Annotated in this window: 25 protein-coding genes; 10 read left to right on the top strand and 15 right to left on the bottom strand. The window is 63.0% G+C overall.

Going from position 1 to position 26179, the window contains the following annotated elements:
- Positions 1-259: 259 nt before the first annotated feature.
- Both J3P89_RS13170 and J3P89_RS13165 read right to left on the bottom strand, forming a co-directional pair.
- Positions 260-1582 (bottom strand): ATP-binding protein, encoded by a 1323-nt coding sequence (locus tag J3P89_RS13170; protein ID WP_434697808.1) that lies wholly within the window; start codon positions 1580-1582, stop codon positions 260-262.
- Positions 1579-2319, bottom strand: a complete 741-nt coding sequence (locus tag J3P89_RS13165; protein ID WP_434697807.1) for a response regulator — start codon at positions 2317-2319, stop codon at positions 1579-1581. Before J3P89_RS13165 ends, J3P89_RS13170 begins: the two co-directional genes overlap by 4 nt.
- Positions 2320-2542: 223 nt before the next feature.
- Between J3P89_RS13165 and J3P89_RS13160 the strand changes: the two genes are divergently transcribed.
- The 3 genes from J3P89_RS13160 (at position 2543) to J3P89_RS13150 (ending at position 4864) form a co-directional block, all read left to right on the top strand.
- Positions 2543-2806 carry a DUF2790 domain-containing protein gene (locus J3P89_RS13160; RefSeq protein WP_434697806.1) on the top strand — a complete coding sequence of 88 codons (264 nt, stop codon included), beginning with the start codon at positions 2543-2545 and terminating at the stop codon, positions 2804-2806.
- A 163-nt stretch (positions 2807-2969) separates the two neighbouring features.
- Positions 2970-4181, top strand: coding sequence for a cytochrome c biogenesis protein DipZ (locus J3P89_RS13155; RefSeq protein ID WP_434697805.1), 1212 nt, complete (start codon positions 2970-2972; stop codon positions 4179-4181).
- 353 nt (positions 4182-4534) lie between these two features.
- Positions 4535-4864, top strand: a complete 330-nt coding sequence (locus J3P89_RS13150; RefSeq protein ID WP_434697804.1) for a hypothetical protein — start codon at positions 4535-4537, stop codon at positions 4862-4864.
- 4 nt (positions 4865-4868) lie between these two features.
- Here J3P89_RS13150 and J3P89_RS13145 read toward each other — a convergent pair whose 3' ends face one another.
- Positions 4869-6734, bottom strand: a complete 1866-nt coding sequence (locus tag J3P89_RS13145; RefSeq protein ID WP_434697803.1) for a sigma-54-dependent Fis family transcriptional regulator — start codon at positions 6732-6734, stop codon at positions 4869-4871.
- 344 nt (positions 6735-7078) lie between these two features.
- Here J3P89_RS13145 and J3P89_RS13140 point away from each other — a divergent pair, with 344 nt between their 5' ends.
- The 5 genes from J3P89_RS13140 to J3P89_RS13120 all read left to right on the top strand — a co-directional run bounded on the left by J3P89_RS13140 (position 7079) and on the right by J3P89_RS13120 (position 12440).
- On the top strand, positions 7079-8152 hold the full coding sequence (locus tag J3P89_RS13140) for an ATP-NAD kinase family protein (RefSeq protein ID WP_434697802.1): 1074 nt from the start codon (positions 7079-7081) through the stop codon (positions 8150-8152).
- A gap of 2 nt (positions 8153-8154) precedes the next feature.
- Complete coding sequence (locus J3P89_RS13135) at positions 8155-9132, top strand: thiamine pyrophosphate-dependent dehydrogenase E1 component subunit alpha (RefSeq protein ID WP_434604870.1); 978 nt, start codon at positions 8155-8157, stop codon at positions 9130-9132.
- Between the two features lie 33 nt (positions 9133-9165).
- Entirely contained in the window at positions 9166-10182 is a 1017-nt protein-coding gene (locus tag J3P89_RS13130; RefSeq protein WP_305494746.1) for an alpha-ketoacid dehydrogenase subunit beta, read from the top strand.
- Positions 10182-11294, top strand: coding sequence for an acetoin dehydrogenase dihydrolipoyllysine-residue acetyltransferase subunit (locus J3P89_RS13125; RefSeq protein WP_434697801.1), 1113 nt, complete (start codon positions 10182-10184; stop codon positions 11292-11294). Before J3P89_RS13130 ends, J3P89_RS13125 begins: the two co-directional genes overlap by 1 nt.
- 81 nt (positions 11295-11375) lie before the next feature.
- Positions 11376-12440: a 2,3-butanediol dehydrogenase gene (locus tag J3P89_RS13120; RefSeq protein WP_434697986.1), complete on the top strand. Its 1065-nt coding sequence runs from the start codon at positions 11376-11378 to the stop codon at positions 12438-12440.
- 62 nt (positions 12441-12502) lie between these two features.
- Here the strand turns inward: J3P89_RS13120 and J3P89_RS13115 are convergent, their stop codons facing one another.
- The 11 genes from J3P89_RS13115 to J3P89_RS13065 form a co-directional block, all read right to left on the bottom strand.
- On the bottom strand, positions 12503-13003 hold the full coding sequence (locus J3P89_RS13115) for a DUF6644 family protein (protein WP_434697800.1): 501 nt from the start codon (positions 13001-13003) through the stop codon (positions 12503-12505).
- Positions 13003-13353, bottom strand: a complete 351-nt coding sequence (locus J3P89_RS13110) for a DUF6152 family protein (RefSeq protein ID WP_434568546.1) — start codon at positions 13351-13353, stop codon at positions 13003-13005. The genes J3P89_RS13115 and J3P89_RS13110 overlap by 1 nt, the downstream gene beginning before the upstream one ends.
- A 15-nt stretch (positions 13354-13368) precedes the next feature.
- The gene (locus tag J3P89_RS13105; RefSeq protein WP_434697799.1) at positions 13369-13923 is read right to left on the bottom strand and encodes a DinB family protein; all 555 of its coding nucleotides are present in this window, start codon (positions 13921-13923) and stop codon (positions 13369-13371) included.
- A 214-nt stretch (positions 13924-14137) separates the two neighbouring features.
- Entirely contained in the window at positions 14138-15055 is a 918-nt protein-coding gene (locus J3P89_RS13100) for a dihydrodipicolinate synthase family protein (RefSeq protein WP_186632069.1), read from the bottom strand.
- A gap of 171 nt (positions 15056-15226) precedes the next feature.
- The gene (locus J3P89_RS13095; RefSeq protein ID WP_434697798.1) at positions 15227-16255 is read right to left on the bottom strand and encodes a trans-3-hydroxy-L-proline dehydratase; all 1029 of its coding nucleotides are present in this window, start codon (positions 16253-16255) and stop codon (positions 15227-15229) included.
- A 148-nt stretch (positions 16256-16403) separates the two neighbouring features.
- Positions 16404-17126: an amino acid ABC transporter ATP-binding protein gene (locus tag J3P89_RS13090; protein WP_434697797.1), complete on the bottom strand. Its 723-nt coding sequence runs from the start codon at positions 17124-17126 to the stop codon at positions 16404-16406.
- Positions 17119-17769 (bottom strand): amino acid ABC transporter permease, encoded by a 651-nt coding sequence (locus J3P89_RS13085; RefSeq protein ID WP_434568543.1) that lies wholly within the window; start codon positions 17767-17769, stop codon positions 17119-17121. The genes J3P89_RS13090 and J3P89_RS13085 overlap by 8 nt, the downstream gene beginning before the upstream one ends.
- A gap of 9 nt (positions 17770-17778) precedes the next feature.
- Positions 17779-18444 (bottom strand): amino acid ABC transporter permease, encoded by a 666-nt coding sequence (locus J3P89_RS13080; protein ID WP_434568542.1) that lies wholly within the window; start codon positions 18442-18444, stop codon positions 17779-17781.
- On the bottom strand, positions 18437-20215 hold the full coding sequence (gene lhpI, locus J3P89_RS13075) for a cis-3-hydroxy-L-proline dehydratase (protein ID WP_434697796.1): 1779 nt from the start codon (positions 20213-20215) through the stop codon (positions 18437-18439). The genes J3P89_RS13080 and lhpI overlap by 8 nt, the downstream gene beginning before the upstream one ends.
- 10 nt (positions 20216-20225) lie before the next feature.
- Positions 20226-21044, bottom strand: a complete 819-nt coding sequence (locus tag J3P89_RS13070; protein ID WP_434697795.1) for an ABC transporter substrate-binding protein — start codon at positions 21042-21044, stop codon at positions 20226-20228.
- A 232-nt stretch (positions 21045-21276) separates the two neighbouring features.
- Positions 21277-22026, bottom strand: a complete 750-nt coding sequence (locus J3P89_RS13065; protein ID WP_434697794.1) for a helix-turn-helix domain-containing protein — start codon at positions 22024-22026, stop codon at positions 21277-21279.
- A 261-nt stretch (positions 22027-22287) separates the two neighbouring features.
- Here J3P89_RS13065 and J3P89_RS13060 point away from each other — a divergent pair, with 261 nt between their 5' ends.
- Complete coding sequence (locus J3P89_RS13060; RefSeq protein WP_434577927.1) at positions 22288-23547, top strand: IS256 family transposase; 1260 nt, start codon at positions 22288-22290, stop codon at positions 23545-23547.
- 455 nt (positions 23548-24002) lie between these two features.
- Positions 24003-24539: a hypothetical protein gene (locus J3P89_RS13055; RefSeq protein ID WP_434697793.1), complete on the top strand. Its 537-nt coding sequence runs from the start codon at positions 24003-24005 to the stop codon at positions 24537-24539.
- 3 nt (positions 24540-24542) lie between these two features.
- Here the strand turns inward: J3P89_RS13055 and J3P89_RS13050 are convergent, their stop codons facing one another.
- Positions 24543-25874, bottom strand: a complete 1332-nt coding sequence (locus tag J3P89_RS13050) for a cation:proton antiporter (RefSeq protein ID WP_434697792.1) — start codon at positions 25872-25874, stop codon at positions 24543-24545.
- Between the last annotated feature and the right edge of the window lie 305 nt (positions 25875-26179).

Genomic DNA, 26179 nt, shown 5'->3' with positions numbered 1-26179 from the left:
CACAAGGAGTCTTTCAAGCGGGTGTAAGCGGGGTGTGTCTGGAATGACGCTGGTGTGCAAGTTTGTGTATGCCATGTGCCCGCTGACACACTGATATACAAACCCAACATCAAGCCGAATGCCGAACTCTGTGGGAGCGAGCTTGCTCGCGAAGGCGTCAGGTCAGCCAACAGTGATGTCGACTGGCAAAGCGCTTTCGCGAGCAGGCTCGCTCCCACAGGGAAATACTGTTCACTTAAGGCAATCCACAGGGGCTTGATCAGCTTCCGGATGGGGTATTGCAAGCCAACCGCAACTCAGCACACAACCCACCGCCATCGCGATTGCTCAAGGTCAGCGAGCCGCCCATGGCACTCGCCAGTTGTTGGGCGATGGCCAGTCCCAGGCCCGTGCCGCCTGTTTCCCGATTGCGCGAGCTCTCCACCCGATAGAACGGCTTGAGCACTTCGGCCAGTTCTGCTTCGCTGATGCCGGGCCCGCGATCCAGCACCTGGATCGCCAGTTGCCCATGGGTGGCAGGCTGGACCTGGATCTGCGCCGCGCCGCCGAATTTCAGCGCGTTGTCCACCAGATTGACCAACACCCGCCGCAGCGCATGGGGACGGGTGTCGATTACGGCGGCGTTCTTGCCCGACAGCAGCACGTCCTGGCCGGTGTCCTGGTAGTCGAACACCAAACTGTCGAGAAACGCATCCAGGCTGATCCGGCAACTGGCCTCGGTGGCGCCATGGATGCTGCGAGCGTAGGCCACGCCCTCGCGCACGAGGTGTTCCATTTCGCTCAGATCGCTGCACAGTTTGTCCTTTTCGATGCCGTCGTCCATGAATTCGGCGCGCAGTTTCATGCGGGTGATGGGCGTCTGCAAGTCATGGGAAATCGCCGCCAGCAGTTGCATGCGCTCCTTGAGGTAGGCGGCAATGCGGTCCTGCATGGCATTGAACGCCTTTGCCGCGTGTACTACTTCGGTCGGGCCTTTTTCGTCCAGGCGCACGCCGTGGGCGTTCGGGTCGAGGGTCTCCACGGCACGGGCCAACCGGGTCAGCGGGCTGACGGCGATGCGCACGGCCAGCCACGTGCAGCCGATCAACAGCGCCAGTTGCCCGAGCAGCACCGCGGGCAGCCAGGGCGAAAGCGGCGCCATCGCCGGACGCACATCGATCGTCAGCGGGTTGCCGTCTTTCAGGCGCAGGTGCGCCTGGTAGTGCATCTTCGGGCCCGGGATCTGGTTATAGGTCAGCGCATAGGCTTCGCCCAGGGCTTGCTGGATCGAACTGACCGATATCGGTGCGTTGTCGGGCAGCATCGGCATGCCCGGTTCGCCTTCGCCGAGCACGTAGCCATAGTTGCGCCGGGCCAGTTTCGGTAGCCAGGCCTCTCGTTCGGCGGCCGGCAGGCGGTCGAGGATGGCGACGGACGTCGACACGTCGGTCTCGAGGTTGCCGAGCATGGTGTTCTTCGCGCTCTCGTAGCGTTCGTAATACTGGACGCCGAACGACAGGCCCTGAGCCAGGACCAGGCCGATCAGGAAGATTAACGACAAGCGCGAGGCGAGGGTACGCGGCCAGCGCAGCGACACCTTCATACCGACGCCTCGAGGATCTCCACCGGCAGCGAGAACACGTAGCCTTCGCTGCGTACGGTCTTGATGTAGGCTGGTTCGCGAGCATCATCCAACAGGCGTTGGCGCAGGCGGCTGACCAGCAGGTCGATGGAGCGATCGAACAGATCGGCGTCGCGGCCCTGGGTCAGGTTCAGCAACTGGTCGCGGTTGAGCACGCGCTGCGGATGATCGAGAAACACCCGCAACAGACGGTACTCCGCGCCGCTCAGGGCGACCATGGTGCCGTCGCTGTCCAGCAGGTGGCGGGCGGTGGTGTCCAGCCGCCAGCGACCGAACGCCAGCAGGCGTCCGCTCTCGGTGACCACCAGATTGGGCGGCAACATCCGGGTGCGGCGCAGCACGGCGTTGATTCGGGCGAGCAGCTCGCGAGCGGCGAACGGCTTGACCAGATAGTCGTCGGCGCCCATTTCCAGGCCGATGATGCGGTCGGTTTCGTCGTTGCGGGCGGTGAGCATCAGCACCGGCGTGGCCTTGTGCTTGCCGGCGCGCAGTTCCCGACACAACACCAGGCCATCATCGCCGGGCATCATGATGTCCAGCACGATCAGGTCCACCGGGGTGGTTTCCAGGAAGGCCCGCATCTGCCGGCCATCGGCGACCACGGTGGTGCGCAGGCCGTTCTTTTTCAGGTAGTTGCCCACCAGCTCTCGAATCTCGCGATCGTCATCGACGATCAACACATGATCGACATGTTCCATGCTGTTCTGCCCCTTGGCGTTTTGTTGTTGGCCAGTCTACAGGCACCAGCCGGCCTGGCCCGCGACGGTTTGTATTGCAGTGTATCTGGCGCGCGGCGGATACACAGCGATGCAAAAAGCCCCCTGGCCCGATACAGGCGCGATACCTGGGCGGCATTCAATGGCATCCATCGAGGCAACACAACGGGCCTCTGCGATAAACCATTGAATCGAGGACATCATCATGAACACCAAAGCCATCTACGCCGCATGCCTGTTTGCCGCGCTGAACATCTGCACCTTGTCGGCGCGGGCCGAAAGCGACGTTCAGCCGCAGACCTATAGCTACGGCAGCCACCTGGACGTGGGCAAAGTGCTGTCCCTGACCGAAGACCCGCAACCGGCCTGTGGCGTGGTCAATGCCCACATGACCTATCTGGATTCCGCGGGACACGAGCAGGCGCTGGACTATCGCAAGTTTTCTGATCACTGCACCAACCAGAACTGACGTTCGTGGCGAGGGAGCTTGCTCCCGCTGGGCCGCGAAGCGGCCCCAAAAACGCATTGACCATTCGGTGTGTCAGGCAGATACGAGGGGGCGCTCCGCGCCCAGCGGGAGCAAGCTCCCTCGCCACGGGTTCTTCCGCCAACTTTCATTTTGAGGTGTTGCCATGCTTCTGATCGCTTTTCTCGGCGGGGTCCTGACGATCCTCAGCCCTTGCATCCTGCCCGTGGTGCCGTTCCTGTTCGCCCGCGCCAATCAATCGCGCGGCTCGGTGCTGCTGACTCTGGCCGGCATGGTGCTGACCTTCGGCCTGGTGTCGAGCCTGGCGGTGGTCAGCAGCGAGTGGGTCATCCGCGCCAGCAGCGTCGGCCGGCAAGTCGCCCTGGTGGTGATGGTGCTGTTTGCCTTGTCGCTGATGTTCAGCCGGGTCGGCACCTGGCTCGCGCGGCCGCTGGTCAGCCTGGGCAATCGCCTCGACGCCGGAGCTGGACGGATGGCTGGGCCGCTGGCGTCGCTGCTGATCGGCGTCGCCACGGGGCTGCTCTGGGCGCCGTGCGCCGGGCCGATCCTCGGAGTGATCCTGACCGGGGCGATGCTGCAAGGTGCCAGCGCGCAGACCAGCCTGCTGTTGCTTGCCTACGGCCTGGGCAGCGCCTTGTCGCTGGGTACGCTGATTCTGGCCGGGCGTGGCCTGATCGGTCGGCTGAAACCGTCGCTGCCAATCACCGCGTGGCTGCGTCGGGCGACGGGCGGGCTGGTGTTGCTGGCGGCCGTGGCGATCGGCAGCGGGGCAGATGACCGGTTGTTGGCGGCGACGTCCTCCGAACAGTCCGCCAGCCTGGAAAAAAGCCTGCTGGAGAACGTGCCCAAGGCCATCGATTATGTGGTCAGCAAGGCTGACGCCAGCAGCCTGCCGCCCCTGGATGCCCAAGGCGCGATGCCTTCGCTGGCAGGCGCGGTGCAATGGCTCAACTCGCCACCGCTGAACAGCGAGTCACTGCGGGGCAAAGTGGTGCTGGTGGATTTCTGGACCTACGATTGCATCAACTGCCAGCACACGCTGCCGTACGTGAATGGTTGGGCGAAGAAATACGAGAAGGACGGGCTGGTGGTGATAGGCGTGCATACGCCGGAATACGGCTACGAGAAGATCATCGAGAACGTCCGCGAACAGGTGCGCAAGCTGGACATCCATTACCCGGTGGCCATCGACAACCAATATTCGATCTGGCGCGCCTTCAACAACCAGTACTGGCCGGCCCATTACTTCATCGATGCCAAGGGGCAGGTGCGCTACAGCCACTTTGGCGAAGGGCGTTATGCAGAGCAGGAGCAAGTGATTCAACAACTGCTGCAAGAAGCGAAGGCCAGCAACTGACCCGTGGTGAGGGAGCTTGCTCCCGCTGGGCTGCGAAGCGGCCCCCCCTGTCTCTGACTGACGCACCGAGTTGTCTGTGCTTTTTTTAGGGCCGCTGCGCGCTGGAGCGCCAGCCCGGCCCAGCGGGAGCAAGCTCCCTCGCCACGGGTTTATAGGTGGATTCCAGAACGGAGAACAGCTGTATGACTACTTGTTACTAGGAAAAACGCTTTAAGTTTAAAGGCTTATAAGATTTTCATGCAGTTAGTTCTAGGTTGCGTAGCCAAGGCCGGGAGCAAAGTGAAAATGCTGGCCCCTTGCTCATCCACACCAAGTCAAACTTCTTTCATTTCAGAATGTTGGACGACAAACCTATGCGCGTTTCTATATGGATCGCGGCGGCCATGTTGCTGACCGCTGTCTCGCTTGAAGCCCAGGCCAGGGTGCTTACCTCGAACCAGCAGTCGATGTGTCGCTGGGGTTCGGACATCGCGGCGGGCGCCCAGGCGTCGAAGCTGTCCGGTGTCAGCCTGTATGGGGCGCGCAAGAAGCTGCAAGTGCGCAAGTTTGCGCGGCCATGGATGCGCATGACTGCCCTGGGCATTACCGAGCAGACCTACAACAGCGCATCGCGGCTCAAGCCTGCCGCCGTCAAGCAGACCTATTACGAACAATGCGTGCGTCACGAACTGGCCCGACGATAAGGGTTCAGCCGGGGCTTCTGCCGGGCATTTCGATGCCATGCTGATGCACCCGGCGATACAGCGTCGCACGGGAAATACCCAGGGCCCGGGCCGCCGGGGTGGGTTTCCAGCGGTGACGCACCAGGGCATCGAGCAGCGCCTGGCGTTCCGGGCTGGCGCTGGGTTCTGGCCCCCGAACAGCCGTTTCGCGGCCGTGCAGTGACTCCGGCAAATCACTGAGCTGGACCACGCTCCCTTCGCAGACCGCACAGGCATAACGCAGTACATGTCGCAACTGGCGCACATTGCCCGGCCAGTGGTAACCGAGCAGGCATTCCAGCGCTGGGCCACTCAGCTGCACCGCGCCCCCGCACAGGGTCGATTCTTCGTCGAGGATGCGGTTGATCAACGCCAGCCGGTCGGTGCGCTCGCGTAACGGCGGCAATTGAAACCGGGCACCGCCGAGGCGGAAGTACAGATCCTCGCGAAACTCGCCGGCTGCTACCAGGGTTTCCAGGTCACGGTGGGTGGCGCAGATCACCTGGATGTCCACGGCCTTGCGCCGCGCCGCGCCCAGCGGCGCCACTTCGCCTTCGGCCAGTACCCGCAACAGGCGGGTCTGCAGGGTCAGGGGCATGTCGCCGATTTCGTCGAGAAACAGTGTGCCGCCATCGGCTTGTTGCAGCAGGCCCTGCATGCCTTTGGCCGAAGCGCCGGTAAAGGCGCCGGCGACATAACCGAACAATTCGCTTTCGATCAGGCTTTCCGGAATCGCCGCGCAGTTCAGGGCCACGAAAGGTCGGTCTCGACGTTGGCTGGCCTGATGCAACTGGCGGGCGAAGACTTCTTTGCCGGATCCGGTCTCGCCCTGGATCAGCACCGGCAGGTTGCGATCCTTGACCCGCACCGCCAGGCTCAGGCTGCCGGCCAGGCGTGGATCGAGCTCGGTCGAGGTCATCGTGGCGCGCTTGCGTGGGGTCGCCCGGCGTCGCGGCGCGCTCAGGCGGCCGTGCAGGAACGGGTCGAGCGGATAGAGGCTTTCGTCACGGGCGCGGTGCAACAGCTGCGGGTCGAAGACCTGGCTGATATGCCGGGGCATCTGGCCGTAGCGCTCCAGCAAGTAATGGCGCGCCGCCGGGTTAAGCGCTTGCAGGCAACCATCGTCATCCCAGGCGAACAGGAAATCCGGCTGGCTGTCGACGTAGCCGGCGTTGCGATGGGCGCGCAAGACCCAGTAGCCCTGGGCACTGCTCATGAAAAACGCCTGTTCGATCTCCCGTGCGCTTTGCACCACCATTTGCCGGATCAGATGCTGAGAACGTCGATCGTCCGGCGAACGCACCGCCGAGACGTCCAGCACCCCGAGCAGTTCTCCTTGCGGATCGAAGACCGGCGCGGCGGAGCACGTCAGGCCGATGAACGCGGCGCGAAAGTGGTCGCGCTTGTGTACCGTCACCGCCGTCCTGGCGGTGAGCACGGCCGCCACGCCGCAAGTGCCTTCTTCACCCTCCGACCAGCAGGTGCCTAGGTACAACCCGGCCTTGCGGCAGTCGTTGCGCAGGGTGGTTTCCACCCGATAGTCGATGGTCTGGCCCTGGGCATCGGTCAGCAGCACGCAATAATCGGCATCGCGCACCCGGCCATGCAGGCGCGCCACCTCATCGCTGGCGATGTTGAGGAACAGTTCCGAGCGCTCGCGACATTGCTTGAGCACTTCGTGGGAAAGGATGCGCGGGCCCTGCAATGAGCCTGGGTCCAGGTGATGTTGCTCCATGGAGCGGCGCCAGGAGTCGAAGATCAGGTCCGGCACCGGCAGTTGCGGCAGCTGCGCGGCGTTCTTCAGCACGCGGCTGACGCAATCCACATGCGCCCGGGAGTGAGCGGAAAGCATTGGGGCCTCCGGTTCAGCTTCTTGTCGTTGTGCGCACATTAAGCGCTGATCACCGGACGCCGGCAAGCCCGGCGCAGCACAGGCGCCGGGGTGAGACGCAACGTCTCAGCGTCTCGCCGTCGTCCCGTGCAGGCTGACATGTGGCGTCTCACCAAGCACCGTCCCGGCGCACCCGAATTTACGTTTGAAGCGCTCTATATCGAGGCTTTCCAGCATTCAACGGGTAACTGGCACCGGCCTTGCTCTAGGCCTTGGACCCACATCAGGTGGGCTTCCAAGAATAAGAAAGAGGTGCCTATGTCTATCTGCCCAGGTCATTTGCCTGTCTACCCCGTGGTGGCGACATGAGTCGCCGTCCGCTCACCGTCGGCATCATCGCCAACCCCGCCTCGGGCCGTGACGTACGCCGCCTGACCGCCAACGCCGGGCTGTTTTCCAGTACCGACAAAGTCTCGGTGATCCAGCGCCTGCTGGCCGCGTTCGGCGCCACCGGCATCGAACGTGTGCTGATGCCGACCGACATGATCGGCATGGCCGCCGCCGTGCTGAAGAACAGCCACAGTCGTCAGGCCCGTAGCAGCCGTTGGCCAGCCCTGGAGTTTCTCGACCTGACCCTGCGCCAGACCGTCGAAGACACCCGCCGGGCCGCGCGCCTGATGGCCGAGCGCGAAGTGGCGCTGATCGCGGTGCTCGGCGGCGACGGTACCCACAAGGCAGTGGCCGCCGAAGTCGGTGATATTCCATTACTGACCCTTTCCACCGGCACCAACAACGCCTTCCCGGAGCTGCGCGAGGCCACCAGTGCCGGGCTGGCCGGCGGGTTGTACGCCAGCGGGCGGATTCCAGAGCTGATCGGCTTGCGTCGCAACAAACGCCTGCTGGTCTGCGACGCCGGGCGTGGCTTGCGGGAAGTCGCGCTGGTGGATGTCGCCGTGTCGCCGCTGCGCTTTGTCGGCGCCCGGGCCATCAGCCGGGCGCAGGACCTGGCCGAAGTCTTCGTGACCTTTGCCGAACCGCAATCCATTGGCCTGTCGGCGCTGTGCGGCTTGTGGTTGCCGGTGTCCCGCCAGGCCCCGGGCGGCGCCTGGATGCGCCTGGACCCGCAATCGCCCGAAGCGCTGCTGGTGCCACTGGCCCCCGGTCTGCTGCAGGGCTGTGGCGTGCTTGCCGCCGGCCCTTTGGAGCCCGGCGTTGCCCACGGCTTGTCGCTGTCCAGCGGCACGCTGGCCCTGGACGGCGAGCGGGAAATCGAATTCAACGCCCATGACCGACCCACGATCACCCTCGATGCCGGCGGCCCGCTGAGCATCGACGTCAACGCGGTGCTCAGCTACGCCGCGCAACAACGCTTGTTGGCCATCGGTCGCGAGCACCCGCAACACCCCTTGAACCTTCAAGAAGACACCCCTGGAGAATAAAAATGTCGACACCGCTCACCCACGATCAATTGCTGCACGCCTATCAAGTGATGCGCACCATCCGCGCCTTCGAAGAGCGCTTGCACGTGGAGTTCGCCACCGGCGAGATCCCCGGTTTTGTTCACCTTTACGCAGGCGAAGAGGCTTCGGCCGCTGGCGTCATGGCCCATCTGGGCGATGACGATTGCATCGCCTCCAACCACCGGGGCCATGGCCATTGCATTGCCAAGGGCGTCGATGTCTACGGGATGATGGCCGAGATCTACGGCAAGAAAACCGGCGTCTGCCAAGGCAAGGGCGGCTCGATGCACATTGCCGATTTCGAGAAAGGCATGCTCGGTGCCAACGGCATCGTCGGCGCCGGTGCGCCGCTGGTGGTCGGCGCCGCCCTGGCGGCCCGGCTCAAGGGCACCGACAGCGTCGCCGTGGTGTTTTTCGGCGACGGCGGCTCCAACGAAGGCGCGGTGTTCGAAGCCATGAACATGGCCTCGGTGTGGAACCTGCCGTGTCTGTTCATCGCGGAAAACAATGGCTACGCCGAAGCCACCGCGTCGAACTGGTCGGTGGCCTGCGATCACATCGCCGACCGCGCCGCCGGCTTCGGCATGCCCGGGGTGACGGTCGACGGCTTTGACTTCTTCGCCGTGCATGAAGCGGCCGGTGCCGCCGTCGAGCGCGCCCGGGCCGGGGAAGGGCCGTCGCTGATCGAGGTCAAGCTGACCCGCTACTACGGCCACTTCGAGGGTGACGCCCAGACCTATCGAGCGCCGGATGAGGTCAAGCATTTTCGCGAGAACCAGGACTGCCTGATGCAGTTCCGCGAGCGCACCACGCGGGCCGGTCTGCTCACGGTCGAGCAGTTGGACCAGGTCGACAAGGAAGTCGAGCTGTTGATCGAAAACGCCGTGTACAAGGCCAAGTCCGATCCCAAGCCCGCGGCTGCCGACCTGCTGACCGACGTCTACGTCAGCTATCCCTGAATTCCCCTGAAAACAAGAACAGAGAATCCCATCATGGCGAGAAAAATCAGCTATCAGCAGGCAATCAACGAAGCCCTGGCCCAGGAAATGCGCCGCGACTCCAGCGTGTTCATCATGGGCGAGGACGTCGCTGGCGGCGCCGGTGCACCCGGTGAAAACGACGCTTGGGGCGGCGTGCTCGGCGTCACCAAGGGGCTTTACGACCAGTTTCCCGGACGCGTGCTGGATACGCCGCTCTCCGAGATCGGCTACGTCGGCGCGGCGGTCGGCGCGGCCACCTGCGGCGTGCGCCCGGTGTGCGAGTTGATGTTTGTCGACTTCGCTGGGTGCTGCCTGGACCAGATCCTCAACCAGGCGGCGAAATTTCGCTACATGTTCGGCGGCAAGGCCTCCACGCCCCTGGTAATCCGCACCATGGTCGGGGCGGGCCTGCGCGCCGCCGCCCAGCACTCGCAGATGCTCACGTCCTTATGGACGCATATTCCCGGGCTGAAAGTGGTGTGCCCGTCATCGCCGTACGACGCCAAGGGCCTGCTGATCCAGGCGATTCGCGACAACGACCCGGTGATCTTCTGCGAGCACAAGTTGCTCTACAGCATGCAAGGCGAGGTGCCGGAGGAGCTCTACACCGTGCCGTTCGGCGAAGCCAACTTCCTGCGCGACGGCAAGGACATCACGCTGGTGTCCTATGGCCGGCTGGTCAACACCGCGCTGGACGCGGCGCGCAACCTCGCCGGGCGCGGCATCGATTGCGAGGTGATCGACCTGCGCACCACCAGCCCGATGGACGAGGACAGCATCCTCGAAAGTGTCGAGAAGACCGGCCGCCTGGTGGTGATCGACGAGGCCAACCCGCGCTGCTCGATGGCCACCGATATCTCGGCGCTGGTCGCGCAAAAAGCCTTCGGTGCGCTCAAGGCGCCGATTGAAATGGTCACCGCGCCACATACCCCGGTGCCGTTCTCCGATTCCCTGGAAGACCTGTACATCCCCGACGCGGCGAAGATCGAACAAGCCGTGCTCAACGTGATCGAGTGGAGCAAGCGCTGATGAGCCAGATTTTTACCCTGACCATGCCCAAGTGGGGCCTGTCGATGACCGAGGGCCGGGTCGATGCCTGGCTCAAGGAAGAGGGGCAGGCCATCACCAAGGGCGATGAAGTGATGGACGTCGAGACCGACAAGATCTCCAGCAGCGTGGAGGCGCCGTTTTCCGGCATCCTGCGTCGGCAGGTCGCCCGTCAGGACGAAACCCTGCCGGTCGGCGCCTTGCTCGGTGTCGTCGTCGAAGGCGAGGCCAGCGACGCCGAGATCGATGCGGTTATCGAGCAGTTCCAATCCAATTTCGTGCCGGGCGACGCCGCCGATGAGGACAGCGGTCCGAAACCGCAGAAAATCGAGTTGGACGGGCGGTTGATCCGTTACTTCGAGCGCGGTGAGGGCGCTACGCCCCTGGTGCTGATACATGGTTTTGGCGGCGACCTGAACAACTGGCTGTTCAACCATGAAGCCCTGGCCGCCGGACGGCGGGTCATTGCCCTGGACCTGCCGGGCCATGGTGAATCGGCGAAAACCCTGCAACGCGGCGATCTCGATGAATTGAGTGGCGTGGTGCTGGCCTTGCTCGATCACCTGGATATCAACGCGGCTCACCTGGTGGGGCATTCGATGGGCGGGGCGGTGGCGTTGAATGTCGCACGACTGATGCCGCAACGCTTGCGCTCGCTGACCCTGATCGGCAGCGCCGGCCTGGGCGCGGAGATCAATGGCAGCTACCTGCAGGGCTTCGTCGACGCCGCCAACCGCAATGCCCTCAAGCCGCAGCTCGTGCAACTGTTCTCGAATGCCGAGCTGGTCAACCGCCAGATGCTCGACGACATGCTCAAGTACAAGCGCCTCGAAGGCGTGGACGCGGCCCTGCGCCAACTGGCCGGGAGTGTTTTCAAGGACGGCCGCCAACAGGTGGACCTGCGCGAAGTGGTCCAGGCCGGCCACGTGCCAACCCTGGTGATCTGGGGCAGTGACGACGCGATCATCCCGGCGGCTCATGCCGACGGCTTGGCGGCGCGGGTCGAGGTGCTGCCAGGCCAGGGGCATATGGTGCAGATGGAGGCAGCCGAGCAGGTCAATCGATTGATCCTGGATTTCATTCAGCAGCACTGATCGAGCGGGCGGCGACTGATTCGCCGCCCCGCCAGAATGGGAGACACCGCTATGAACGTTTCAATCAAGCCAACCCGCAGCATGCGCGCCGCCGTCTGGCATGGCCGCAACGACATCCGCGTCGAAGACGTGCCACTACCTGTTCCACCGCCCGCCGGCTGGGTGCAGATCCGCGTGCAATGGTGCGGCATCTGCGGCTCGGACCTGCACGAATACGTGGCTGGGCCAGTGTTCATCCCGGTGGACGCGCCGCACCCGCTGACCGGCATCAAGGGCCAGTGCATCCTCGGTCATGAATTCTGCGGCGAAATCGTCGAATTGGGCGCCGGGGTCGAAGGCTTCAGCGTCGGCGAGCCGGTGGCGGCCGATGCCTGCCAGCATTGCGGCACCTGTTATTACTGCACTCACGGGCTGTACAACATCTGCGAGAACCTGGCGTTCACTGGATTGATGAACAACGGCGCGTTCGCTGAATTGGTCAACGTCCCGGCCAACCTGCTCTACAAGCTACCGGCGAACTTCCCCGCCGAGGCCGGCGCGCTGATCGAGCCGCTGGCGGTGGGCATGCACGCGGTGAAGAAGGCCGGCAGCCTGTTGGGTCAGAACGTGGTGGTGGTCGGCGCCGGCACCATCGGCCTGTGCACCATCATGTGCGCCAAGGCCGCCGGCGCGGCCCAGGTGATCGCCCTGGAAATGTCCGGCGCGCGCAAGGCCAAGGCCCTGGAAGTCGGCGCCAGCCACGTCATCGATCCCAACCAGTGCGATGCCCTGGCCGAAGTACGCCGCCTGACCGGCGGCCTGGGGGCTGACGTCAGTTTCGAATGCATCGGCAACAAGCACACCGCCAAGTTCGCCATCGACCTGATCCGCAAGGCCGGCAAATGCGTGTTGGTGGGCATATTCGAAGAACCGAGCGAGTTCAACTTCTTCGAGCTGGTGTCCACCGAGAAGCAGGTGCTCGGCGCGCTGGCCTATAACGGCGAGTTCGCCGACGTGATCGCCTTCATCGCCGACGGGCGCCTGGACATTTCACCGCTGGTAACCGGGCGCATCCAGCTGGAGCAGATCGTCGGGCAGGGTTTCGAGGAATTGGTCAATAACAAGGAGCACAACGTCAAGATCATCGTGTCTCCGGCACGGATCTGAGGGGCCTGAGGTGGGCGATTGGCGATGGCCTGCAGCGGCCATCGTCTTTTTTTAGGTGTAGCTCAGGTGTAGGCCAGCAATCGACCGCAGAGAATGACCGTGATCCATAGCGCGATCGATACCAGTGCCTGGACACGCGCCAGCCCGGGGGCCTTCCGGCCGGTATTCCATTGTTCGACCGAACGGTAGGTTCCAGCATGAAACAGCAGGGCGTTGATGCCCGCCGCCGCAATCAGACCGAGCTTGAGGATAAAGACGTTATTGCCGGCGAAATCCTGCGGGTGCGCGCTGAACATCATCAGCCCGGCCGGTACGATCAGCAGCAGGGCCGCAACGGCCCAGGTCAGCAGGTGCCGGGCGAGGGCGGTCACGGCGATGGCCTTGGACAGGCCGAGGACGCGCAAGTCGAACATCACCACCGCGCCCACCAGTACTGAAAAGCCGATGATGTGCAGCACTTCCACCAGCGGGTACAGCCATAGCTCGTCGCGCATGGCCAATGCCAGCGACGAGTCGGCCAGCCGGTCCATCCAGCCTTGCGCGGCCGGACCCGTGGCCTGCATCAGCGCAACTCGGTGGTCTTGTCATCAATGGTGATGCGCTCGGCGCGCAGTTCATCGGGTTTGTTGCGGTTGGCATAACCGACCACGGTGGCTGAGTTACCCGCCTTGAGCATGTCCTTGGTCAGCCCGCGGCTTTCCATGCGTGAGGGCGGCGCCAGCACCACGGTCCAGGTCTTGTCGGTGGTTTGCAGCCGCACGGTGCCGTGGGGATGGGAATACCCGGATTGCTTTATTGTGCCTTCCAGCGTCAAGGGGTTGCTGGCGTCGTATTCGCTCCAGCCATGGTGGGCAAACGCCGCCGTGGCGACCAGCAACGACGATAAACCAATGCAGCGAAGGGTGAGGTTCATGACAAGCTCTCCGGTTCAATTGGGATGATATTCGCTCCAGACCCGCTGCCCGTCGAGTTGAAGCAGCTGTTCCTCGACCTCGCGGAAACGTCGGTCGCAGTCGAGAAAGAATTCATCGAGTTGCGGCGGCTCGACGTGGGTGGCGCTGAGCATGGTATGGACTTGGCCGCGGTGGTGGATCTGGTGCTCGAACAGGTGCAACAGCAACCGGTCGATCCGCTCGCAGACCCTGCCGTCGGCGCGCACCAGGTCGATGGAGCGGGCAAGGTCCGTTTCCCGCAGGGTTTCGCAGAAAGCCACCAGCCGCTGGTCGGTCTTGCCCTGGTTTTCCTTGAGCTCAGCGAAAGCCAGGGTCTGGTAGAAATCCCGTTCCTGGCCGTCAACATCGCCTTCCAGGGCAGTCAGGTAATAACGGTCAACCTCAAGGATGTGGCACAGCGTGGCTTGGATGGAGGGGAAAAAACTGGTGCGGTAGGCTTCGTATTCGGCCGTGTTCAGTTGCGCGCAGGCGCCCAGCAGCCGGTGGTTGGCCCATTGGTTGTTCAGGGCCTGGGCCAGGAAATAGTTCATGAAACGCCTCCCGTTCGCGTCGTTGCGCCGGGCGAAAGCGTAGCAAAGACTGGCGTTGGCGACGTGTTGCTGGTCGGTTGGCCCTACGAACAGAGTGCAACCTTTGTGGGAGCGAGCCTGCTCGCGAAGACGGCGGCACATCCAGCACCTTCGAATCAGGCAGACCGCTTTCGCGAGCAGGCTCGCTCCCACAGGGTTTTCATCGGCTGCGGCTTTACAGCCCCACATCCGGCAACGCCGGCCGATTGGCCAGGGCCTTGGCCATGATCTGCTCCACGTACACCCGGTCTTCTTCCGGCAAGGCCAGGCGCGGTGGGCGGGTGAGGGCGCTGCCGCGACCGGCGATGGCTTCGCACAGCTTGATGCATTGGACCAGGTCGGCGCGGGCGTCCAGATGCAGGATCGGCATCAGCCATTCATAGATCGGCATCGCTTCGGCGAACCGTCCGGCGCGGGCCAGGCGGAAGATGGTTTCGCCTTCTTTCGGGAACACGTTGGACATGCCCGAGACCCAGCCCTCGGCGCCGACGGCGAGACTTTCCAGGACCACGTCGTCGAGACCGGCGAACAGCACGAAGCGGTCACCGACTTCGTTGCGCACGTCGATGAAGCGGCGGGTGTCGCCGGAGGAATCCTTGAAACACACCACGTTGTCACAGTCGGCCAGGGAAATCAGGATGTCCGGAGTGACATCGTTCTTGTAGATCGGCGGGTTGTTGTAGACCATCAGCGGCACGTCGGCGTGCCGGGCCACGTAGCGGAAATGTTCGGCGGTCTCGAACGGCTTGGAGCCGTAGACCAGCGCCGGCATCAGCATGACCCCGTCGACACCAACTTTGCGCACTGCGTTGGCGACCTTGGCGGCCTGTACGCTGGTGAACTCGGCCACGCCGCAAATCACCGGCACCCGGCCACGGGAGGCGTCCACCGCCACTTCGGTCACGGCGATTTTTTCCTCGGCGCTCAGGGAGGTGTTTTCCCCCACGGAGCCGCAGACCACCAAGCCGGAAACGCCATCGCGGATGACGTTGGAAATGACTTGGTGGGTTTTTTCCAGGTTGATGGAAAAGTCGTCGTTGAATTGGGTGGTGACAGCGGGGAATACGCCGCTCCAGTTGATGCGTTTGCTCATGAGTTGTCTCCGTTTTTGATAGGCTTTTGTGGCGAGGGAGCTTGCTCCCGCTGGGTCGCGAAGCGGCCCCCAGGATCTGACTGACACACCGAGTTGTCAGCCTTCAGGACTGCTTCGCAGTCCAGCGGGAGCAAGCTCCCTCGCCACAAGGGTTTTGGATGAAGCTGGAAATCATGCCCCGGGCCAGGTATCCGAAAGCCGATAGCCCTGCGGCCAGGGATCGGCCGGGTCGAGCAACAGCTGGTGGGTACCGGTAATCCAGGCCCGCCCGGCAATGCACGGGTAGATCGCCGGGCGTCCGGCCACGTCGGTCAGTGAATCGATCCGGCACTGAAATTCGGAGCCGATGATCGAGCGGCCGATAAACCGTTCGCCCACTTGCATCAAGCCTTTGGCGTGCAGCACCGCCATGCGCGCCGAGCAGCCGGTGCCAGTGGGGGAGCGGTCGATCTTGCCGGGCTGGATGACGACGGCGTTGGCGCCGGTGGCGATGCCGTTTTCCGTCACGAGGGGCGCGGCGATCTGGCAGAAAGAAATGTGCGACCAGTCGGAATTCAACGGGTGCACGAAGCCCAATTGCTCGTTCGCCGCGCGGGTGATTTTCAGCCCCACGGCCACCAGTTCGGCCGCCTCGTCAGGCCGGATGGCGAAGCCCAGGCGCTTGGCGTCGACGATGACGAAGCTGTCGCCGCCGTAGGCCGTATCCACTTGCAGCGAACCCAGGCCTTCGACTTCGATCCAGGCATCGAGGCGGTCGGCGAACGAGGGCACGTTCTTGATCTCGACCCGCTGCACCTTGCCGTCGCGGCAGTCGGCCACGGCTTCGATCAGGCCACCCGGGGCTTCCAGCACCAACCGCGTCTGGGGTTCGTTCATCGGCAGGATGCCGCTGTCCAGCAGCACGGTGGCGACGCACAGCGAGTTGGAGCCGGACATCGGCGGCGTGTCGGCCGGCTCCATGATGATCCAGGCCATTTGCGCCCGCGGGTCCTTGGCCGGCACCAGCAGATTGACGTGGCGGAACACCCCGCCCCGGGGTTCGTTGAGGACGAAGTTGCGCAGGGTCTGGTCCTGGGCGATCCAGCGTGACTGTTCCCACACGGTGGCGCCGGGTGGCGGCGCGACGCCGCCGACGATCACATCGCCGACTTCGCCTTCGGCGTGGCAGCTGACTACATGGATGATTTTTGATGAGCGCATGGATCAGATCCTTTTGTTGGCCTTTAGGGCCTCATCGCGAGCAAGCTCGCTCCCACACTGGTTTTGTATAGGCCACCCAATCCCTGGAAATGGGCTGTGTCACCACCGAACCCTGTGGGAGCGAGCTTGCTCGCGATGGGGCCATTCGCTATTTCACCGATTTCAGGAAGGCCGCCGTCTCCGGCTGCGCCGGATTGCCGATCACCTGGTCCGGCGGGCCGATCTCGTGGACCCGACCATTGCAAAAGAACGCCACCCGGTCGGAGACGTCGCGGGCGAAGCGGATCTCGTGCGTCACCAGCACCATGGTCATACCGTCCTCGGCGAGCATGCGCATGGTGTCCAGCACCTCACCCACCAGTTGCGGGTCCAGCGCCGAGGTGGCTTCGTCGAACAGCATGTAGTCGGGTGACATCGCCAGCGCCCGGGCGATGGCCATGCGTTGCTGCTGGCCGCCGGACAGCTTGCCGGGGAAGGCCTTGAGCTTGTCGCCCAGGCCGACGTGCTCAAGCTGGCGCACCGCCAGCGCCTCGGCGTCCTGTTTGCTCTTGCCCAGTACCTTGCGCGGCGCGAGCATGACGTTTTCCAGCACGGTGAGGTGGGGAAAGGCGTTCCATTGCTGGAAGACAATGCCGATCTTCTGTCGCAAGCGATTGAGATCGGTAGCGCTGTCGTGGACCTCCACGCCATCCACGCGGATGCTGCCTTTCTGGATTGGCTCCAGGCCGTTGATGCACATCAGCAGGGTGGACTTGCCGGAGCCGGAGCCGCCGATGATCGAGACGACTTCGCCCTTGTCCACCGTCAGGCTGACGCCCTTGACCACTTCCAGGTTGCCGAATGATTTGTGCACGTTTTCGATCTCAATCATTTTCCTGCCACCTTCTTTCCAGGCGCGCGCCGAGGCGGGCGACCACCAGGCTCATGACGTAGTAGATGAGGCCCGCGATGCACAGCACCAGCAGGGGTTCTTGAATCCGCGTGACAATGGTCTGCGAGGCGCGGAGCAATTCGACGATGCCGATCCACATCACCAGGGCGGTGTCTTTCATCACCCCCAGCACCAGGTTTAACCAGCCAGGGAAGGCCACCCGCGTGGCGATCGGCAGGACGATGAAGCGCAAGTCCTGCACGTAGCTCAGGCCCAGGGAACGACTGGCCCGCCGGGTGCTCAGCGGCACCGCCAGCACGCCACCGCGGACGATCTCGGTGAAATACGCGGCGGCGTAGACGCCGAGCACGATACAACCGACGGCGAAAGCACTGAGGTCCAGGCCGACGATGCTCTTGAGGGAATTGAACAGCACGAACTGGATCAGCAACGGCACACTGCGAAACACGTCCAATACCCAGGCCAACGGCAGGCTGGCGCGGGGCAGCAACGCCCGTAGCAAGCCGAACAGCAACCCGGCGACGGTGCCCAGCAGGATCGACCACGCGGTCAATTGCACCGTGACCCAGGCCCCCTCAAGCAGGTACAGCACGTCATTAACGGTAAGGCTTGTAGAAAACATGACCAGCCCTCAATAACGAAACAGCCGCCAGGACAACAGCCGGGCCAGCCCGACGATCAGCTTGGCGATCAGGTAGTACAGCAGCGCCGCGAGGGCGAAGTATTCGAAGGTGCGGAAGGTCTTGACGTTGTATTCCTGGGTCACGCCGGTGAGGTCGTTGTTCAAGCCGACCACCACGCCCAGGGATGTCATCAGCACCGCCCAGACCATCTGGTTGGTCAGGGGGTAGAAGACGATGCGCAGCAATTGCGGGACGATGATCATCCGGTAGGCCTGGAACGCGCTCATGCCCAGGGAACGGGCGGCGCGCATCTGCGTGCCCGGCACCGCCTTGAGTCCGCCGCGAAAGTTCTCGGCCAGATAGCCGGCGTTGTTGAAGGTGATGCCGGCCAGCAAGGCGAACCATGAGCTGACGTGCAGGCCGAGAGAGCCGAGACCGAAATAGAGGATGTAGATCTGGAACAACGACGGCGTGTTGCGGGCGATCGATACCCAACCGTTGCCAACGCCGCGCAACAACGGATGACGGGCCTGGCGCATTACCGTCAGGAGCAGGGCGATCAGCACGCCGAAAATCATCGACAGGGCGGCCGTTTCGAAGGTCACCCAGGCGCCGGCGAGCATATCGGGCAGCGCGCGCAGGGCCGGGCGCCATTGGAAGCTGTAGTCAAACATGGCTCGGGTTTCCCTTGCGTGCGATAGGTTGCAACCACTGCGGCGGCTGGCCGCTGGCCGTGGCGGTACAGGCGGCCTCGACGCAATCCCCCAGGCTGGCGAAGTGCACGCTGCGCCCCACCAGGCCGGGTGCGTAGTGAGCGTATTTGCCGGAATTGGTCATCAGGGTCCTGGCGGCCGGAGGGATCACCGGTTCACCCAGCATGCACCAGCAGGTGTCGGTGACCAGCGTCGCGCCGAAAGCCTCGATGGGCTCCAGGTAACCGGCCTGGCGAGCCTGCTCCAGCACGGCGCGACCGCAGGTGATCGCCACTACCACGTCGGGGTGCCTGGTTCGTCCCGCACAAATGTTCGCCAGGGTGGCGAATTCGCTCAGGGAGAAGTGCGGGTTACCCAGGGAAACCACATCCACATGGCTGTGCCGGGCGCTGTTGAGTTCGCGCCAACTGGCGAGCAATCCCGTCGCGTCCACGGTTTTCACTGATAACACGGCGTCGTGATCCAGGACCTGGGCCGGGTCCATGGCCTCCGGCGTCACCCCAGCGATGTGGAACAACGGCGCCGCGCTGGTGGTGGCGAACGCGGCGCCGAAGGCTTTCAGGTCGTCCAGGGTCGGCGCGGCGTCCTCCAGGCCTCGGATCAGCGGGATACGCCGCCCCGTGAGGCTGCCAACGTGATAGCCGAGCAGCGGGTAGAAACTGTCATCCGCTGATTCGATCCTCGACACCTCGACGATCAGGCCGGCCTTGCGCTGGTCATCGAGATGACAACCGGCCAGCGGCGCTCGGCCACACAAGGCAATGCAGATATCGAGGAAGTCCGGGTACTTCTGCGTCCGCGCACCGAGCACGCTGTTGGCATAGACCACCGCGTTGGACTCGGCCCAGACGATCTGTTCACCCGCCGTCGGCGCGGTGTCGAGCAGGTAGGGTGCACAGGTGAAACTCAATTGCGCGCCCATCGCCATGTAGGCGTCGCCCAAGGCACTGGCCGGCTCGCCCAGGGCCGGATCGACGCCGAGCTCACGCCAGCGGCGCTGGTCCACGGAAATCGAATTGAGGGTGGTGGGCACGCATACCTTTGCGCCCCACTGCACCAGTTGTTCGGCAAAACGCAGGCTGGCCGGGCCGGTATAGATGCAGCCGTCGATGTGGGCCTGGGTGATGTCCAGCAATTGTCCGGCGCCCTGGATGTCGGCCATGCGCAGGACGATTTGCATCGCCACCTGCGCAGCCTTGCCATGGACCCCGTCAAGCAGCGCCTGGTCCCGTTCGTTCAAGCGGACAGTGGAGGGCCGGAACGGCTGCGCGCAAGTATTTTCCCCACGCCATTGGTCGTTGGGCCGAAGCCCGGACAAGGTCAGGCGGTTGCCCTCGACACGCCCGAAGCCCTCGCCGCGCAAAGTGCTGAATGCCTCGCTGCCGATGCACAGCACCGGTAGCGAGCGCTGGAAAACCACCTCGGCGACAAGCACGCCCAGGGTCAGGATTTCATCGGCTTCGGCCAGCACCAGTGCCGCCGGTGCATGGCCGTTGCTGATCAGTTCCATCAACACGCTGCTGCCCGTGCAGGAGCCGCGCCCGCTGGGAATCGCCAGCACGCGCCCGGCCAGGCGCTCGCCACTGAGCGGGTGGTGTCGGTCGATGACTTCGCCCGTGGCCGGATCAACCCCGCCCCAAAGGCTCAGGCCGACATCGGCGAACAACAGGCTGCCCTCGGCGGCACCCTCGACCAGGCTGCGGCCCTGCAGGCGGATAGGCGTGCTCGGCATGCCGCGATCCTCAGTAATAAACCTGCGGCACGGTCAGGTTGGCCGGCTGGATTTCGGTGCCGACCCATTTCACGAAGAGCTCCTTGTAGCGGCCGGTCCGCACCTGCTGGTTGACGAACAGGTTGAGGTAATTGAGCAGGCCGTATTCGTTGCGTTTGGCGCCGAGGGATACGTAGTCGATGACGTAAGGCGCGTCTCCGGCGATCTTCAGACCCTTGTACTTGCCCGACTTGATGGTCGCGGCAGCGACGGTGTTGGTCACCACGGTGGCATCGATGTGGCCCTGGGCGACGGCCAGCAGTGTGTCGTTCTGCGATTGATAGGCACGGAAACTGCCGCTGCCCCAGCTCTTCTGGTCTTTCTCCAGGGCGATGGCTTCATAGGTGCTGCTGGTGTTGCCGAGCTTCTTGCCCTTGAGGTCGGCGTAGCCGTTGATGCCCGTGTCGTCGCGGGTCAGCACGACCATCTGGAAAGCGAAGTAGGGCACGGTCAGGCCGACGGTCTTGGCCCGCTCCAGGGTGTCGGAAGTGGAGGCGACGATGACATCGGCGCGGCCCGAGAGCAGTGCGGGGATTCGGTCGGAGAATGGCGTTTCCACAACCTCCGCGTCGACGCCGAGAACCTTCGCCAGATCGTGGCAATAGTCCACGTCGAATCCTGCCGGTTTGTTGCTTTCATCGCGAAAGCCCATCGGTGGGAAGTCCAGTGTCACGGCGCAGCGAAGTTTTCCCGAGCCGATGATGTCGTCGAGTTTGTCGGCATGGGCGGGAAGGGTAAGCAGGGGAAACAGGAACACGCCGAGGGCTACGGCCAATGCAGGGTTTTTCATAAATGCCTCGCTGTCGAATAAATGCTGGGAAATATCGTATTGAGGATTTCGTATACGATATTAAATAAGCAATCGACGTGCCTGTTTTTGTTTTTCCGATAACGCGTTGGTAAGCGCTTGATATACCGAGGGTTGCCGATGCTGCTTGCTGACGTTGGCGAGCAGGCGCGTCAGGTGCGGTGTTACAGATGGGAGCAGTGGTACTCGCGGACGCCCGATAAAGGAACAGCAATCAGCGCTGGTTTTCCCGATATTGGCTGGGAGACAGGCTGGTCAGGGCGCGGAACTGGCGACTGAACGCGCTGTGATCGGTGTAGCCGCAGCGCAGGGCGATCTCGGTGATGGGCAAGTCCTGCTCCAGCAGCAAGCGCGAGGCTTCTTCCAGGCGCGCCTTGTGAATCATCTGCCGGGGCGTGAGCTGGAAAATGCGCTTGCAGTGTCGCTCCAGTTGCGCCACCGACAACCCGGCGATGGCGGTCAGCTCGGCCAGGCTGATGGTGCGGGCGAAGTGGCGCTTGATGTGTGCATCCACCGCCGCCAGCTTCTGGAACGCCGGGTGGCTCGATTGTGGCAGTTGCAGGTCACGGGAGATTCCGGCCAGGCCGACGATCCGGCCAGTGAGGTCGTGCAGGGCCAGTTTGTGGGTCAGGCACCACACTGGCTGGTTGCCGTAATACAGGTGCAGTTCGAGTTGGTCGGCCAGTTCTCTTCCGCTGGCGAGCACTCGGCGGTCCTGTTCGGTGTACAGCGGGCCGAAGCGTTCCGGGAATACTTGTTCGGCGGTGAGGCCGAGCAGGTCGTTGCGCTCTTTGAAGCCGCAGCGTCGGGCCAGGGTCTGGTTGACGAAGGCATAGCGGGCCAGGTTGTCCTTGATGAAGAACACTGTGTCGGTGAGGGTGTCGAGCAGCGGCGCGATGGGTTGCAGGCTCTGGAGCAGGGTGTCGAGGTCGCAGGGGGGCAGGGAGGCGAGTGAGGGGTACATGGGTGGTGTCGTTTTTTTGTGAGGGAGGGAGTGTCGGATGGAAGTGAGGTGCTTGTCACGCGCTCCGTCTTATGGTGTCTCGGGCTGTCTATTGGTGTGTATATCCGTTGCTGCGGTCACGGCGTCGTCTGGCTTTATCTGTCTTGGGCTGTCTATTGGTGTGTATATCCGTTGCTGTGGTAACGGCCACTTTGGGTTCCGCCTTTACGGGGACTGTCAGAAATTTTGTGTTCGGGCATAACATGCTGAAGAGGTGCATGTATGCCAACCAAAAAGAAGACGGCCTTGGAGGCCAAAGCCGAGCTCCCTTCGATCCCGAAGGAGCTGATTGATCAGTTCGTCAAAGGCCCAATGACTGCCGAGGCGATTCAGGATGCGTCGATGGCCTTCAAGAAGGCGCTTATCGAGCGAGCCCTGGGCGCAGAGCTGGGCCACCATCTTGGCTATCCTCAGGGCGCGGAGCGTCCCGAGGAGTCGAGTAACCAGCGCAACGGTAAAAGCGGCAAGACCGTTCTGACAGACGACGGTCCGCTTCGTCTGGAGATTCCCCGTGATCGCGATGGCAGCTTTGCGCCGATCCTGATTCCCAAGCATGAGCGGCGCTTTACCGGGTTCGATGACAAGATCATCGCCATGTACGCTCGGGGCATGACGGTTCGCGAGATTCGCGCGTTTCTCTTGGAACAGTACGGGACAGATGTCTCGCACGACTTCATCAGTTCGGTCACCGACGCGGTGATGGAGGAGATCGGCGCCTGGCAGCAACGACCGCTTGAGCAGATGTATCCGGTCATCTTCTTCGACGCGTTGCGGGTCAAAATCAGGGAAGAAGGACTGGTCCGCAATAAGGCCATCTACTTGGCCTTGGGCGTATTACCGGACGGAACCCGCGATATCTTGGGCATCTGGATCGAGACAACGGAAGGCGCCAAGTTCTGGATGAAGGTCTTCAATGACCTCAAGACACGCGGAGTCGAAGATGTGCTGATTGCCGTGACCGATGGTCTCAAAGGCATGCCAGAAGCCCTGAGCGCGGTGTTTCCTGAGACGACTTTGCAAACCTGCATCGTACATCTGATCCGCAACAGCCTCGACTATGCAGCCTGGGACAAACGTCGGGAACTGGCCAAAGCGCTTAAGCCGATCTATCAAGCGATCAACGCCGAGGCCGCCGAAGCGGCTTTGGACTCGTTCGAAAATGGCCCCTGGGGCAAACAGTACCCAACCATCGTAGCTGCCTGGCGACGCGCCTGGGATCGAGTCATCCCGTTTTTTGTCTTTCCGCCCGCCATCCGGAAAGTGATTTACACGACCAATGCAATCGAGAGCATCAACGCTCAACTGCGCAAGATCATTAAAACGAGGGGGCACTTCCCAACCGATGAAGCTGCCACCAAGTTAATCTGGCTGGGCTTGCGCAATATAACCGCAAACTGGGGCAGTGCAGCCCATGACTGGAAAAGCGCCATGAATCAGTTCGCGATCCTGTACGGGGATCGGTTCATCAGGCCGACGTGGTAAATGAAGGTCTGCCTAACGGCAGGCCGTTACCGGCCCGCACACAAAAAATCTGACACTCCCCCTTTACGGCGGCTCACTTTTGAGAAGCGCAAAAGTAAGCAAAACGCTCTTGCCCCACCACTCGGCACCTCGCCTAGGCTCGGTGTGCCCTCACTCCGGCATTGCTCCGTGGGCCGCCGCGAAGGGCCATCCATGGCCCAGCGCGGCTAACCCGGCATCCATGCCGGGTTACCCACTGCGCAATGCCTGCGTTCGGCCAGCGTGGTTAATGGGGCGCTAAGATCAAAGTCAAAAGCAGAGCAAGAGCAAGAGCAAGATCGAGAGCAAGAGCGGGGCAGGAACCGGGCCGTTCGTCGGGCGCTTGGATACAAACGCCTCCGGTCGATTGCTTTGAACTCGGCCACGGCAATCATTTCTACATGCACCCCCATTCAAGCCGAGGCACTATCCGCGCAATGCCCAAAATCCTGACTCACCCTACGCCCGAAGAAGATCTGACCGAGCACAATGCCAAGCTGTTTGGCTCACCCAAGGAGCGGCTGGATTTCTATCGGCGGGAAATCCAGTACGAAACCAGTATTCTCGCCAATCGAACCGACGCGTATCTCGCCGCACAGTCTTTCCTGGTGATTGCCTTCGCGTCGTGCATGGCCAACCTGAATCCGGAGTGGGGCAAGCTTTTCACGTTGATCGTGCCGCCATTCCTGGCGCTGCTCGGTTTCCTGAGTTCGCTCAACGCCTGGCCGGGGATTCGGGCTGCCTACGAGATCATCGACCATTGGCATTTCAAACAAAGCGAACTGCTGCGCAGTGAACCGTTGATGGGCCTGGCCTACGATGATTCGCCGCTGTTCAGCGAGCGCGAGTCGACCCACAAGGGCTATCGCAAGTCGCTGCTGTTTTCGGTGCGCACACCGTGGATCTTTGCGGCGTTCTGGGTGTTGCTGGGAGTGTATTCGGTGTTCATCCAAGTGACCGACCCGGGTGGCTGACCGTCACTTTTTTCGGCGCTCATACCACGCCAGTGCGGGTTGGGTGCTGACGCCGTGCACCAGGATGCTCAGCGCCACTACCGACAGAGTGAGGTCGATGCACAGCTGCCCCACTTCGGGTTGCAGGTGATGGTTCAAGGCGTAGAACAGGTAAAACAGGCTGCCGATGCCGCGTATGCCGAACCAGCCGATCAATAACCGTTGCGGCCCATCCAGCAATCTCCCCCAAGGCATCGCCAGCACGCTCAACGGGCGGATCACCGCGAACAGCAGGGCACCGATGGCCAGGGCCCGCCAATCCCAGTGATGGGCAAGGACCACGCCGAGCAGTGTGACCAGGAACACTTCCATGGAGCGCTCCACCAGGCTGCCGAACGCCAGCATGTCGCTCATCATCACCCCGGCCGCCACCTGGCCGTCGTCCAGGGCCTGGGTGTCGCCGTGCACGGCCTGCTCCGGTTCTACCGCTTCATGGCCCACCAGCGGTTGCACCAGATGCTCGGCCGGCGGCGCGTTTTCATCGGTGGACTCGACTTCCGCCTGGCGCAATCCCAGGCCGGCGGCGAACACCGAAAGAAAGCCATAAGCCTGCACCGACTCCGCCGCCACGTAGGCCAGTGCGATCAGGGCCAGGGCCAGGTAATCGTTTGGTGACAGGGTACTGTCGGCGTTCTTGATGCGCATCGACAAGGTCAGCCGGCCGATGCCACGCCCCAGCCAGTAGCCGATCAACAGCCCCGCTGGTACAGCCCACAAGACGTTGCGCAAGGCCCACTCGCCGAGGAATCCGCTGCCGTCTTCCTGCAGCATGAGCAAGCCAAGGATGACAAAGGGAAATGCAGTGCCGTCGTTCAGCCCGGCTTCCCCGGACAAGCCGAATCGCACGCGATCATCGTCGCGGGCATCATTGACCTGCACCAGTGCCGCCAGCACCGGGTCGGTGGGTGCGAGCATCGCGCCGATCAGCATGGACACGCCCCATCCGAGGCCAAACAGGTAGTGCAAGGTCAGGCACAGGCCGGCGATGGTCAGGATCATCACCGGACCGGCCAGCCCGTAGGCCACGCGCCAGCTGCGGTTCTTCAGCGGCAGGCGCAGCTTGAGGCCGCTGACGAACAGCGAGAACACCACGGCGACTTCGGTCAGGTGCTCCATCCAGCCTGACGAATCGTCGACCCCCAGCCGCAGCAGTCCCAGCCCCGCCGGGCCAATGACGACGCCCAGCACCAGGCACACGGCCGAGGTGGTGACCGGCATCCAGCGCAGGTAGGACGACGTCAGGGCCAGGGTCAGCAAAACGGCACCGAGCACCGCTACCCACACTGTGAAAATCATGGTTGCTCCTTGGGTTGGGGTCACTCATTTCCTTGTGGCGAGGGAGCTTGCTCCCGCTGGCCGCGCAGCGGCCTTTCTTTGGGGGCTGCTGCGCACTGGAGCGCCAGCCCGGCCCAGCGGGAGCAAGCTCCCTCGCCACGAAAAACCGCCTTGCCTAGCGTTCGAGGGTGTTAGCGAAGCGAGGGTTCCCCGGCATATCGGCAGGCTCCCGTTTATCCGGGCGCATTTCGATCCAGGGGAATTTTTTCCCGTGCGCGAGGCTCTGCAATGGAAGAGACGTGCTGATCGAGCGTCCCGTCGAGAAA

The sequence above is a fragment of the Pseudomonas sp. Z1-14 genome (assembly GCF_051132005.1).
Classification (GTDB): domain Bacteria; phylum Pseudomonadota; class Gammaproteobacteria; order Pseudomonadales; family Pseudomonadaceae; genus Aquipseudomonas.
Note: the sequence above shows the minus strand (reverse complement) of the source record. Positions and strands in the feature narration are given on the sequence as shown.